Source organism: Halosimplex yunnanense, assembly GCF_054504345.1.
Map to the genome: position 1 here is coordinate 1 of NZ_JBTJEL010000034.1, position 12,745 is coordinate 12,745.

Genomic DNA, 12,745 nt, shown 5'->3' on the forward strand with positions numbered 1-12,745 from the left:
CCATAGCGGCGGGGTTTACACCCGTACCCATCCCGAACACGGAAGTTAAGCCCGCCTGCGTTTCGGCGAGTACTGGAGTACGAGAGTCTCTGGGAAACCTGATTCGCCGCCTCCACTCATTTCCGGCCACATCCGGCCGGGCCCGTTACCCCCGACCAGTCTCACCGCTGGTCGGGGTTTTCCTCATTTATTCCAGAGTGCCAACAGCGCATCCCGTTCTCGAAGAAAGGGGGTCGGTCTAGACAGACGGGAATCCACCGATCTACTGACGCCGAAGATAGCGGTCTGAAACCGCGAGAGAGCGGCGTCGTATTGTTCCGCTACGCTTAAGCGGGACAACCGAATAGGAGGAGATGCGCCAAGGTGGCAGAGTCCGGCCGAACGCAGCGGCCTGCAGAGCCGCCTACCGCCGGTTCAAATCCGGCCCTTGGCTTCCTGTTGCAGACGGACGCTGTCCAGCGGGGGCTCTTTCAGTCGCTGTCGACGGACGTTCCGAAGTCGAAGCCGATCCGTGGTACGCGAACACATTCGTGCGGCGGTCCCGCTCCTGGATTCGGCGGAATTGGTAATCATTATACGCGGGGCCGCCCGACCAACCGGGTATGCAACGACGCGCCGCGGCGATGTATCTCGTGTTTTTCCTCGTCATCGGAGCCGGTGCGTTCGGCCTGCTCCAGACGGCGGAAGAGCCGACGATCACGATGGAGGGCGACGCGTACACCGCGGGCGACACGGTGACGCTCAACGGCCAGGAGTTCACCGTCGCCTCGGCGGACTCCGGGAACGGTGAACTGTCGTGGGTCAACGAGTCTGCGGTCATCACGAACACGATCGACAACGGGTCGGAAGTGCCAGTGACCGACGTCCGCTGGGACGACCAGTCGGCTCGCCAGGAACAAACCTTTGAGGCCGGATCGACGGTCGCGTACAACGGTAGCGAGTACGAGGTCAACGTCAACGAGAGCGCGGATTCGTTCACGCTCACGCGCGCGGACGACGCGTCGATCAACGAGACCTACGCCGTCGGTGATACGGTGAACTACCGGGGCAACGAGGCGACCCTGACGAGCGTCGACTCGAACTCGGCGACGATCGTCTGGGGCGGTCCGTACCAGCTCGTCGTCCAGACCGAGAACGTCACCGACCCGACCGAGGCGGTGTTCGTCGAGCAGCGCGATATCGCGGCGATGGTCGAGGCTGACCCGGCGCTGTACAACGAGACGGTCACGCAGGACGGTGTCGAGAAAGTCACCTACCGCGCGAACGACACGAACGTCCCGGTCGAAGAGTACTTCCCGTCGGTCGAGCGCCACACCATCGCTGAGGGAGAGACGCTCGAGTATCAGGGCAACGAGTCGAACGTCGACGAAGTGTCCAACGAGAGCGTCGAACTCGCTCGCCCGGGCGAGCAGACCAACACGATCAGCTTCACCGAGGGGGCGAACTTCACCGTCGGCGACCAGCAGTACTTCGCGCATTTCCAGGACAATTCCTCGGTCCTGCTCGAATCGACCGACGAGCGTTATCACGAGTACCAGGCCGAAGAGAACGAAATCGAGTCCTACGACGACCGGATAGTCGGTCTCTGGGGCGCCGCGGAACTCAGCCTTCTGGCCGCTATCCTGCTGCTCATCACCGCGTTCCTGCCCGTCCGCGGCTAATCACGGGCGCGCATTGACGGAAGGCGACTCTTTTTTCGTGGACTCCTCGACTGAGAGCGTCGCAACTCGCGGGAGGAAAACCGACGAGAAACAACGGACCGCTTAGTCCGTCCGGCTGAGCCAGACGAGCAGTGCGCCGATGCCGGCGGTCGCGATGGCGCCGACTACCTGAATCGCCGAGGCGAGCATGTCGCCTTTGGTCGTCCACGGGGTGCCTGCGAGCGTCGCGAGAGCGACGACCACCAGCAGGACGCCGAGGGCGATGCCGACCGGCTCGAGCCGGTCCGAGAAGCGGTTCGTGACGTTCATACTCGTCACCTCGCGACTCACCGTGGTAAACTTCGTGGTTCGCAGTGCCGTTCACTTCGGGGACCGATCACCGTCGGGCGTCCACTTGGGGGCGTCCGGGTTGCCATCGCCGGTCGCTCCGCTCTCTTCATCGGGATCGGCGCCGTTCGTCGGTCCGGCGACGTCGTCGGCGACCAGTTCCGCCAGCGGGTCGATACTGACGTAGAGCCGGACGGCGACGATGGTGAGCGGCGCAAGCGCAAGCAGCAGGAACGTCAGGTCGTAGACCCAGTGGGCGTCGTCGAACAGCGGACTCGCGGCCGGCGCCAGCCCGGCGTGAGCCACGAGGATCGCCGCGAGGACGACCAGCCAGTGGACGACCGAGGCGACGTGTTCGACGAGTTCCGCGGGGCCGTCGAGCGCCAGTCGCGTCAGCGCCGCTAGCCCGGAGGCGAGATACAGCAACAGCGCGACGACGGCGACTGTCACCAGCGCGCCGACGACGGCGGTCAGCGTCACGGGTGCCCGCGGGATCAGCAGATCGAGTCCGGGCAGCAGCGACGCCAGCGCCAGGACGACCGCGAGCGCGCCCGTTCCGAGGACGATCTTGCTCGCCGATTCGACGGCGTCGGGTCCGAGGGCTCTGCGGAGGCTGTCGGTATCAAGGTTCATGTTGCAGGTGACCCTCGGGGCTCCGACCGATTATAACGGGCTGACCGTGAGCGTGGATTATCGCGAATTAAGGCGGTTTAACGGATGATGGGGGTGTTTAGGGGCGTAGCTGTTCGTCTGCGCTCCTCCGAGAAACGGGCCGGGAGGGAGTTGAACCCCCGACCATCTGGTTAAAAGCCAGACGCTCTGCCTGACTGAGCTACCGGCCCGCATTAGCTTGTCCGGGAGTTCCCGATTAAGAACTTACGATCACCCGCGCTCGAAGCGTCGTTCGAGCGCCGTCGCGACGATGTCGTCGGGGTCGATGTCTTCCAGGGCCGCCCGCCGGCGGAGTTCCCGGTAGATCTCCGGAGGCAGTTGCATCGTCAGCTCGCCCAGGGTGATGCCTTCGGCGGCGAGTGCCTGGTCGATGGGAACGCCGTCGTTGACGTCGCTGGCGACCGAACGGACCTGGCGGACGGTCATGTCGTGGTCGAGGACGGCCCAGGCGAGCTGGAGGCGGGCCGCGCCGGCGACGCGGGCGATGTGCTTGGCGGCGGTCGGGGCGATCTCGCCCATCGCGACGTGCTTGCGGATCGAGCGCGGCAGGTCGTGGACACGGGACCACTTGCGGATGAACGCGACGGTGGCGTCGCCGCCGGCGCGTTCGGCGGCGGCCTTGTACGAGCCCTCCCCGCGGACGAGCGCGGCGCAGGCCGCGGCCCCCCGGAGCATGAAGACGGTGTCGGCCTCGCCGGCGGCGTCGCTGGCGAACTGTCGGACCGTCTCCGCGGCGGTCTCGAGGCTCTCGGGGTCGTCGGGGTCGAACTCGACGGCCTCTTCGGGCCGCTGGCCGGTGACGCTCGGGTCGCCGCGGATGACCGGCGCGCCAACTGGCGACTCGCGGTCCGTCGGCGGCTCTCCTGGTCCCTCGTCGCTCATCAGTGGTTCATTCGGAATGGTCTGTCAAAAGGGTCCCGTCTGTCGGCACGGGAACCGCACGGCCGCACAGCGGTCGAACCGTCGAGCGGCGGGCGAGTTCCGCTCAGTCGTCGGCTTCCGCGCGTTCCTCGGAGAGGTGCTCCCAGACCTCGGCACAGCCACAGCCGTCGTCGACGTCGTCGAGGTGGCTGGTGTCCGGCTCGGGCGCTTCGTCGTCGTGGGTGTCGGTTGCCTGCGTCATCTGTGCGTCGTGTCCCTCTCTATTGCCCGTTCCCCCTTAACCCCGCGCGCTCCCGTAATTGCTACCCGGGCTTCGGTGTACCGGCAATCCCTTCACCTATCTCGGACGACCGCGTGCGGGGGTGACGGCGGCGGAACCGGCGGCGAGTGTTGTGCAGGCCGACAGGCTCTGGGTGATCGGGGACGTAGTGTCGGCCAGTGACCACCGACGTTCACCAGCTCGACGACGGCGCCTGGATCAGCGTCAACGACGAGCGCCGGATCAGCGTCAGCGACCTCTGGCCGCTCGCCCGCCAGGACGTCTGTGACTGCGACGTGGCCGACTTCCTCGTCGAGGGGTTCGCCGAGGTGGGCGTCGATCATCCGGACATCCAGGCCAGGGTCGCCGGCCGGTGCATCACGTGCGGGACCGAGGGCGTCACCGGGTGGATCACGGTCGGTCGCGTCATCGATCCCGTGAGCGGGGAGTTTTGGCCCGTCGACCCCACGAGCGTCCGCGTTCCGGACAAACGACGACGCCTCGCCCGACCGGAATAACCGGCAACAATATCCTGTGTTACCGAGAGGTGGGGTCGCTTGTCGAAATGCATGTGCGTATAAGTACGGATAGCTTTGGGAGAGACACGAATGCCGACGAAAGTCGAGAACTGGAAGAGCGAGGTCTACGGTAACGAAATACGCGAGCACCTCATGGAGTTCGCCGAGGAGGGCTGGGATTCGATTCCCGAGGACGAGCACGACGCCTGGTTCGAGCGCTTCAAGTGGTGGGGGCTGTACCACCAGCGGAAGGGCCAGGAGTCCTATTTCATGATGCGCATCGGGACGCCCAACGGCGTCCTCGAACCCGGCCAGCTGGAGGTCGTCGCGGAGATCGCAGACGAGTACGCCCGCGGTCCCGTCGACAACCCGGAATTCGGCGGCGCCTACTGTGACTGGACGACCCGCCAGTCCATCCAGCTGCACTGGATCAAACTCGAGGACGTCCCGGAGATCTTCGAGAAGCTCGAAGCGAACGATCTCGGGACCCAGCAGGCCTGCGGTGACTCCTGGCGCAACATCGTCGGCTGTCCCGTCGCCGGCAAGGACAAACACGAGCACATCGACGCCTGGCCGGTCGCGGAGGAACTCCACGAGACCTTCAAGGGCAACGACGACTTCTCGAACCTCCCGCGCAAGTGGAAGGTCGCGGTCACCGGTTGCGACCAGGGCTGCGGCCAGGGTGACATCAACGACCTCGCCTTCGAGCCGGCCACGAAGGAAGTCGACGGCGAGGAGCAACTCGGCTTCAACATTCGCGTCGGCGGCGGCCTCTCCCGCAAGGAGCCGCGCTTCTCACGTTCCATCGACGTCTGGGTGCCGCCGGAGCAGGCCTCGGACATCGGCGCGGGCATGTCCGCGCTCTTCCGCGAGTACGGCGACCGCGAGGACCGCTTCAACGCCCGCATCAAGTTCCTCGTCGACGAGTGGGGAACCGAGAAGATGCGACGCGTCCTCCAGGAGGAGTTCGTCGACTTCGAACTGGAGACCGCTGGCGAGAACATGCGCGAGAACTACACGTACAACGCCGGCGGCGAGGAACACGGCGACCACGTGGGCGTCCACGAGCAGCCCGACGGCAACTACTACGTCGGCCTCGACGTCCTCGTCGGCCGCATGGGCGTCGACGACGTGTACGAACTCGCCGAACTCGCCGACGAGTACGGCTCCGGCGAGGTCCGTCTGACCCAGCGACAGAACATCATCGTCACGGACGTCGACAGCGACCGACTCGACGAGTTCCTCGACGAGCCGCTGCTGGAGACCTACTCGCCGGACCCGCACCCGTTCATGCGCGGTTCCATCGCCTGCACCGGGACGGAGTTCTGTTCGCTCTCCATCGTCGAGACAAAGAACCGGCAGGTCCGCTACGCCCGCTGGCTCAAGGACAACGTCGAGCTTCCGGAGGGCATCGAAGACTTCCACATCCACCTCTCGGGCTGTACCGCCTCCTGCGCCCAGCCCCAGATCGCCGACATCTCCCTGCGCGGGATGAAGACGCGCAAGGACGGCGAGCCGGTCGAGGCGCTCGACATCGGTCTCGGCGGCGGTCTCGGCGAGGACCCCCACTTCGCCGACTGGGTCGAGATGCGCGTCCCCGCCGACGAGGTGCCGGGCTACATCGAGAACCTGCTCGCCACCTTCGAGGCCGAGCGCGAGGACGGTCAGACGTTCCGCGAGTTCATCGCCGAGCGCGACGAGGACGCCCTGCAGGACCTCGCTGAAGCGGAGGAGACCAGCTACGAGGACCCGTACATGCACAACACGAAGATGACGTGGTACCCCTACGCCGACGACGACGAGATGGCCGACTCGCCCGCCCCGACCGACGGCGAGGGCAACTCGCTCGCGCCCGCCGACGACTGAGCGGCCTCCCCTCGCTCTCCAGTTCCGCGTTTCGCCGTCGCGGTTTCCCGATCGAGTGACTCGGGAGTCGATTCCTGACTCGCCGCTCCTTAAGTAGCTGGGCGGCCGATTCCCGGTATGGTCGACCGCATTCTCAAAGTCAACGCCTACACCACCTTCGACCTCCTCGACGGCCGCGTCGAGGGCCACGGGTTCGAGACGGAGGCGCTGACCGTCCTGAACGTCACGACCGACGACCGCGACGACCCGAACCACGTCGAACTGCAGGTGGAGATGGACAACACCGACCTCGAAGAGGTTCAGGCTCACGCCGACAAGGTGGAACTGTCCGCCGAGCAGGCCCGCGAACTCGCCGGCGAACTGGAGAAGTACGCGAGCCGAGTCGAATCGGCCGAAGAGAACTAATCTGCTTCTGGGTACCGAGGCTGCGACGGCACAGCCGTTCGAACGGAGACCGCGAACAGCGTGAAAGCCCCGGCGCGTTCGACTCGGGCGCCTCGCTGTGCGCTTCCCTCGCTCCGCTCGGTCCAGTGCTTGTTCCGAGAGAGCAAGCTCTCTCGGCGTTCGCCTCACCTCGTTCGGCTCACCGTCGTCGGCCGTCGTCGAACGCGTCGCCCCTTTCATTCCGACCCTGTCGGCTGGTGACCGGTCTATGCGGGTGGGACTGAAAGGGGCCGGTTTCTCGACGAACCCGGGCGATGTAAGCACCGCAGCGAGCGGAGCGAGCGAGGAGCACAGCGAGCCCCGGGAGTCGAGAAACCGGGGGCTTTCACGCTGTTCGCGGTTTCCTCTCTCGATACGGTACCGCCGCTCCTGTAGCGATTTTCGTCCGACCCACCGACGAAAACCACTCCTAGCGACCACGACGCTTTTCACGGCGACCGGCAAAGCAGGGGGTAATGGAAGCGCTCACGCTCGGTCCCGCGGGGACCTACTCCCATCGCGCGGCGAAGGCGGTCGCCGACGAGGTGGCCTTCGCGGAGTCGAAGACGGGCATCGTCGAGGCGGTCGCCAGCGGCGAGTACGACCGCGGCGTCGTCCCGGTCGAGAACAGCACCGAGGGCTCGGTCACCGAGTCTCTCGACGCGTTCGCCGAGTACGAGGTGGCCGTCGTCAAGGAACTGATCACGCCGATCCGGCACGCCCTGCTGGCGCAGGGGCCGGAGTTCGAGGTCGTCGCCAGTCACCCGCAGGCGCTCGCGCAGTGTCGGGACTACCTCAACGAGAACTACCCGAGCGCGACGCTGGAGGCGGTGGCCTCAACCGCTCGCGGCGTCGAACGCGCCCGTGAAGACCCGTCGATCGCCGCCATCGGCCACCCGGAGAACGCCGGCGACGGACTGCGCGTCGTGGCCGAGGACATCCAGGACGAGTCCTCGAACGCGACCCGCTTCGTCGTCGTCGCGCCGGCGGGCCAGCGCAGCGAGGCCGGCTCGAAGACTTCCTTCATCGTCTACCCCGATGTCGACTACCCCGGACTCCTGCTCGAACTGCTCGAGCCGTTCGCCGACCGGGACATCAACCTCACCCGTGTCGAGTCCCGTCCTAGCGGCGAGCGCCTCGGCGACTACGTCTTCCACATGGACATCGCGGCCGGCCTCTACGAGGAGCGCACCCAGGAGGCGCTCGCGGAGATCGAGGACATCGCCGCGGACGGGTGGGTCCGACGACTCGGCTCTTACGACAGCGAGACGGTGCTGGACTGACCGAGCGCCGACAGACCGTCCGTTCGCCGCAGCGCCGCCACGCGCCTTAAGGCGCCCGGGGGCGTATAGCCGGAGTGACATGGCACGCGGAACCGATCCCTTCGGCGATATCGAGGAACTGATCGACGTGATGACTGGTGGGATGGAGGCGGGTGGCGAGGTGCCCGTCGACGTGGCCGACGCCGGCGACGAGTTCGTCGTCGTCGCGGATCTGCCGGGCTACGACCGCGACGACGTACAGGTACAGCTGACCGACGCGACCACGCTCTCGCTGTCGGCCCGCCGCGAGACCGAGACCGTCGAGGAGGCCGACCGCTACGTCTCCCGCGAGCGGACCAGCCAGTCGGTGAGCCGCAGCGTCGGCCTGCCGGAACCGGTCGTCGAGACCGAGGCCTCGGCCAACTACGAGAACGGCGTCCTGACCGTCACGCTCCCCAAGCAGACCACCGGATCGGACGCCGGGACGGACATCCCGGTGAACTAACCGGCCTGACGAGTCGGAACTGCCGGCCTGACGAGGCTGGGTGACGGGAGACGCTGAATCGCAAACGGCTTTCGCCGGGCGGCCGACGAGGCGGTATGGCACTCGAACCCGGCGACCCGGCGCCCAAGGTGCGCGCACCGAATCAGGACGGCGACGCCGTCGAACCCGACTGGACGGGCGTCTCCGTGGTCTACTTCTACCCGAAGGACGACACGCCCGGCTGTACGACCGAGGCCGAGCAGTTCCAGGCCGAACTGGAGAGCTATCGCGACGCCGGCGTGACCGTCTACGGCGTCTCGACCGACGGCGTCGAGTCCCACGCCGACTTCGCCGCCGAGTACGACATCGGGTTCGATCTTTTGGCCGACCCCGACGGCGAGGTGGCCGAGGCCTTCGACGTGGAGCTGTCGGGCGGCGTCGCCAGTCGGACGACGTTCGTCGTCGTCGGCGAGTCGGTTCAGGCGGTCTACACCGGCGTCGACCCGGACGGCCACGCACGGAACGTACTGGCGGACCTGATCGAGACGGGCGTCGTCTCATTAGAGGAATGATCCTACAGTCAAATGTCCCATTCTTGGGACGATTCTGGATAGGATAATATCTTGCGTAAATAATAGCGGCCGATGAATTCTGGTAAATATTGGCGAATTTGTCAGAATATTATGTGGTTGTATAAAATAGGGTTCTATATATCATATCGTGTGGGAAATTTTAAAACTAGGTGTAAGTAACGCCACTATCTTACGTTTGTGCTGGAATAGATAGTTCGGGGGCGGCGATTTTAATATATAGTAATTGAATATTCCGGGTCCGGTTATATTGGTATAAGTATATAGACCTAAGGATCGACATATCGGCAACTCCTGGGTCTATCTGGAGTACAATCGGGGCAAACCTTATAATCTAGACGCTACAGAATAATATCATAAATGAATAATATAGGTATTGTTGTATCGGTTATTATACTGTCCGTAATATCTAGTGGCTGTATTCAGGCTATTTCACCAGATCGGGGGAACTTTGAAGTTGACAATGAAGACGACATCAACCACACTTTAAATATTACTGCAACTCACCAAGAAAATGGTGAAAAAATAAATAAAATAGTTAATGTCTCGAATAACACGGAGATAGAGACTGAGTATTGGTTGTCAGGTGGGCCATACAACGTTACAGTTACGCTGAACAAGAACAATACAGTAAACAGTCCGTTCGTTGTTAACTGCAAATCCTCAACCATGTTTATAACGATACAAAATGATCTTGACGTATTGCTTTCTCAGTCTGCTTGTAGCTAATATTTAGAGTTGCTGAGTTCTATTCTAACACATCTGCATTACCCAAATTTTCCACCACGATCTTTGGTATGGTTATTTGTTCTTCTACCTTCATTTTTGCGACTGTACGTGTATCCTTTTCAAGGCCGGCAACCTCCTTCATTCGAGGGTCACGGATCTGCTTAGTTTCATCGGATGGTATAATAACATCAACGTTACGACTAAAGAGTTTGAGATTTTACTTTCTTCTGGGTTAACTTTGAATTTTTCCCTTCAGATTTAATCTTCACCTGCTCTCCGCCGACAGTTATCTGTACTTCCGTACCTTTGTGTTCACCGGATAGATGAATAGAGTGTTCAATTAGACTGCTATCGGTTAGGGAGATGGGTATACCTTTAGCCACTCTTTGATATTTAATACTTCTGGACGCGAAAAATCCTTTATAGGTCAATAACTAATGCAATTTAAGTCGGTGTGATTAAATTCAGAGTTCATCAAGGAATATGACTTATCTATTTACATGGCGTGGGGGTTGATTTTTTGCCTTCCTTATTCAATAACGAATCTATGATTATATCCATTAGATAATTTCGAGTGCCGGCCTTGACGACGAGGTGGCCCGCGGCCAGCGCATCGGCCACATCTCCTTCGGGAGTCGCTTCGACGTGGTCTTCCCGCCCGAGTACGACCCCGAGGACCTGACCGTCGATATCGGCCACCGGGTCTACGCCGGCGAGACGGTCATCGCACCCGAGCGCGACGCGGTAACCGACGACGCCGAGCGTTCGGCCACCGCGTCGGCCTGACCGCCCCACGAAACCCCGGCGAGAACCGAATTCTCCCGGCGACGTACGGGTCGAATACACCGACTCTCCGTGCGCGTTCGACGTCACATTGCTTCCGGTGCAATACACTTACTATCCTGACATATTTAGGTGCGCGACGATCAGTAGCGGGCAGGAATGTCGGGGACTGGTGAGGGGGGCAACCGTTCGCAGCCGACCGGCGAGTGCGCGTACGACCCGTCGGTCGTCGCCCAGGACGACGCGTTCTTCCGGACGCTGGTCGAGAGCGCCTCGGACGCGATCCTGACAGTCGACGAGACGGGGGGGATCGTCTTCGCCAACCCGGCCGTCGAGGCGGCGTTCGGCTACGAAGCATCCTCGCTGATCGGCCGGTCGGTGACGTCGCTCGTCCCGCAGGAGCAGCGCGCCCGCATCCGTGACGCATTCGAGAAACTCCGCTCGGACCCCGACGCGGCGGCGGACTGGGAGGGCGTCGAGACGGTCGCGCGCCACCGTGACGGGCGGCTGATCCCGATCGAACTCTCCCTGCGGGTCCACGAGCACGACGGGACGCCGCTGTTGACCGCTATCGTCAGGGACATTTCCGACCGCTATGCCGAGCGCATCGAGCGCCGGCGCGAGCGAGACCTGACCGAGCAACTCCTCCGGACGGTGCCCACGGGGCTGGTCGTCCTCTCGGCAGACGGGGTCATCGAACGGATGAACGACCGCGCGGGCGAGATACTCGGGACCGACCCGGGGGGCATCGTCGGGGAGTCGAGAGAGACTGACGCCTGGCAGCTGCTGGACGTCGACGGCCAACCGGTGCCCCGCGAGGAACGGGTGTTCCAGCGCGCCCGCGACACCGGCCGGCCGATCACCGAGGTCGAACACCAGGTCGTCCGTGCCGACGGCGAGCGTATCTGGGTGCAAGTGAGCGGCGCCCCCCTGGCCGGCGGCCGCGGCGATCGGGTCGTCCTCGCCATCGAGGACATCACCCGACAGAAGGAGCGCGAGCGGCGCCTGCGCGAGCAGAATGAGCAACTGGAACGGCTCGACCGCATCAACGCCGTCATTCGGGGGATCGATCAGGCGCTCGTGCGCGCGAGGACCCGCCGGGAGATCGACGAGGCGGTCTGCGACGCGTTCGCAACGGCGGACCCGTACACGGCCGCGTGGATCGGGGACGTGACCGCCCGCAACGACGAAGTCGAACCCAGAGCCACCGGCGGGGACATCGACGGCTACCTCGACGCGATCACGGTCACGCGGTCGGAGGAACCCCACGGCAACGGCCCGGCGGGGCGGGCCATCCGCTCGCGGTCGGTGCAGGTCACTCACGACGTGACCACCGACGGCGCGTTCGAGGGGATACGCGAGGTGGCCGAAACTTACGGCGTCCGGTCGGCGGCGAGCGTCCCGCTCGTCTACGGCGAGACGGTCTACGGTGTGCTGACGGTCTACGCGGCCGAGACCGGCGTCTTCGACGAGACGGAACAGGACGTCCTCGCGGAACTCGGCGCGACGATCGGCCACGCGATCAACGCGGTGGCGACCCGGCAGGCGCTGGTCGCCGAGCGCGTGACCGAACTCACGCTCGCCATCGACGACGACTCGAACTTCTTCTCGGCGCTGTCGGCCGCGGAGGCCTGTGAGGTCTCCTTCGAGGGGGCGACCGTCCAGTCGGACGAGGCCTTCCGCTACTATCTCACCGTCGCGGGCGCCGACCCCGACGACGTCGTCGCGTTCGCCGACGCACACCACTGCGTCACGTCCGCCCGCGTCGTCAGCGTCGGTCCGGAAGGCGACTGTCTCCTCGAGGTGTCGCTGGACGGACCGAGTTCGTTCGGTATCGTCGCCAGGTACGGTGGGACGGTCCAGTCGGTCCACGCCGTCGACGGCGAATGCGAGTTCGTCGTCCACCTCCCCCTCTCGACGGACGTTCGAACGGTCGTCGACGCCCTCCGGGAACGCTTCGACGGCGTCACGGTACGCGCTCAGCAGGATCGGACGCGCGCCGAGGACGGCCCGCTGCCCTCGCGGGCCACCCTCGGGACGGACCTGACTGACAGACAACGTACCGCGCTGGAGACTGCCTACTACGCGGGCTTTTTCGAGTGGCCGCGGGAGTCGACCGGCGAGGACGTCGCCGAAACGCTCGAGGTCTCGGCGCCGACCTTCCACAAACACCTCCGGGTCGCCGAGCGGAAGATATTCGCCGCGCTGTTCGACCGCGAGCGGACGACCGACCGACACTAACCGTTTAGCCACGCAACTGAAGGCAGTACACTGGTTTGGTGGAGATAC

Annotated in this window: 13 protein-coding genes, 2 tRNA genes, 1 rRNA gene and 1 pseudogene; 11 read left to right on the forward strand and 6 right to left on the reverse strand. The window is 63.9% G+C overall.

Annotated elements, in window-relative coordinates:
• From rrf to AB2U09_RS11315, 3 genes are all read left to right on the forward strand, one after another.
• Positions 1-115 (forward strand): 5S ribosomal RNA (gene rrf / locus AB2U09_RS11305); the annotation flags it as partial.
• A gap of 242 nt (positions 116-357) precedes the next feature.
• Positions 358-433: transfer RNA gene (locus AB2U09_RS11310), tRNA-Cys, on the forward strand.
• Positions 434-602: 169 nt separating this feature from the next.
• On the forward strand, positions 603-1,661 hold the full coding sequence (locus tag AB2U09_RS11315) for a DUF8231 family protein (RefSeq protein WP_459192828.1): 1,059 nt from the start codon (positions 603-605) through the stop codon (positions 1,659-1,661).
• Between the two features lie 102 nt (positions 1,662-1,763).
• Here the strand turns inward: AB2U09_RS11315 and AB2U09_RS11320 are convergent, their stop codons facing one another.
• The 5 genes and pseudogenes from AB2U09_RS11320 to AB2U09_RS11340 form a co-directional block, all read right to left on the reverse strand.
• Complete coding sequence (locus tag AB2U09_RS11320; RefSeq protein WP_459192829.1) at positions 1,764-1,970, reverse strand: DUF8123 family protein; 207 nt, start codon at positions 1,968-1,970, stop codon at positions 1,764-1,766.
• Positions 1,971-2,021: 51 nt separating this feature from the next.
• Positions 2,022-2,621: a hypothetical protein gene (locus tag AB2U09_RS11325; RefSeq protein ID WP_459192830.1), complete on the reverse strand. Its 600-nt coding sequence runs from the start codon at positions 2,619-2,621 to the stop codon at positions 2,022-2,024.
• 135 nt (positions 2,622-2,756) lie between these two features.
• Positions 2,757-2,830 (reverse strand) — tRNA-Lys (locus AB2U09_RS11330).
• Positions 2,831-2,870: 40 nt separating this feature from the next.
• Entirely contained in the window at positions 2,871-3,542 is a 672-nt protein-coding gene (locus AB2U09_RS11335) for a DUF7119 family protein (protein ID WP_459192831.1), read from the reverse strand.
• Positions 3,543-3,645: 103 nt separating this feature from the next.
• Positions 3,646-3,795: pseudogene (locus tag AB2U09_RS11340) on the reverse strand (DUF8595 family protein); the annotation flags it as partial.
• 185 nt (positions 3,796-3,980) lie between these two features.
• Here AB2U09_RS11340 and AB2U09_RS11345 point away from each other — a divergent pair.
• The 6 genes from AB2U09_RS11345 to AB2U09_RS11370 all read left to right on the forward strand — a co-directional run bounded on the left by AB2U09_RS11345 (position 3,981) and on the right by AB2U09_RS11370 (position 8,926).
• On the forward strand, positions 3,981-4,319 hold the full coding sequence (locus AB2U09_RS11345) for a DUF8134 family protein (RefSeq protein ID WP_459192832.1): 339 nt from the start codon (positions 3,981-3,983) through the stop codon (positions 4,317-4,319).
• A gap of 90 nt (positions 4,320-4,409) precedes the next feature.
• Positions 4,410-6,185 (forward strand): nitrite/sulfite reductase, encoded by a 1,776-nt coding sequence (locus AB2U09_RS11350; protein WP_459192833.1) that lies wholly within the window; start codon positions 4,410-4,412, stop codon positions 6,183-6,185.
• Between the two features lie 117 nt (positions 6,186-6,302).
• On the forward strand, positions 6,303-6,590 hold the full coding sequence (locus AB2U09_RS11355; protein ID WP_459192834.1) for a DUF6360 family protein: 288 nt from the start codon (positions 6,303-6,305) through the stop codon (positions 6,588-6,590).
• A gap of 494 nt (positions 6,591-7,084) precedes the next feature.
• Positions 7,085-7,891, forward strand: a complete 807-nt coding sequence (pheA, locus tag AB2U09_RS11360) for a prephenate dehydratase (RefSeq protein ID WP_459192835.1) — start codon at positions 7,085-7,087, stop codon at positions 7,889-7,891.
• Positions 7,892-7,970: 79 nt separating this feature from the next.
• Positions 7,971-8,375 (forward strand): Hsp20/alpha crystallin family protein, encoded by a 405-nt coding sequence (locus AB2U09_RS11365; RefSeq protein WP_459192836.1) that lies wholly within the window; start codon positions 7,971-7,973, stop codon positions 8,373-8,375.
• Between the two features lie 95 nt (positions 8,376-8,470).
• Positions 8,471-8,926 (forward strand): peroxiredoxin, encoded by a 456-nt coding sequence (locus AB2U09_RS11370; protein WP_459192837.1) that lies wholly within the window; start codon positions 8,471-8,473, stop codon positions 8,924-8,926.
• A 766-nt stretch (positions 8,927-9,692) separates the two neighbouring features.
• Here AB2U09_RS11370 and AB2U09_RS11375 read toward each other — a convergent pair.
• Entirely contained in the window at positions 9,693-9,815 is a 123-nt protein-coding gene (locus tag AB2U09_RS11375; protein WP_459192838.1) for a hypothetical protein, read from the reverse strand.
• 452 nt (positions 9,816-10,267) lie between these two features.
• Between AB2U09_RS11375 and AB2U09_RS11380 the strand changes: the two genes are divergently transcribed.
• A complete protein-coding gene (locus tag AB2U09_RS11380; protein WP_459192839.1) occupies positions 10,268-10,459 on the forward strand; it encodes a phosphatidylserine decarboxylase in 192 nt (63 codons plus the stop codon).
• A gap of 156 nt (positions 10,460-10,615) precedes the next feature.
• Positions 10,616-12,697: a bacterio-opsin activator domain-containing protein gene (locus tag AB2U09_RS11385; RefSeq protein WP_459192840.1), complete on the forward strand. Its 2,082-nt coding sequence runs from the start codon at positions 10,616-10,618 to the stop codon at positions 12,695-12,697.
• The last annotated feature ends 48 nt before the right edge of the window (positions 12,698-12,745 follow it).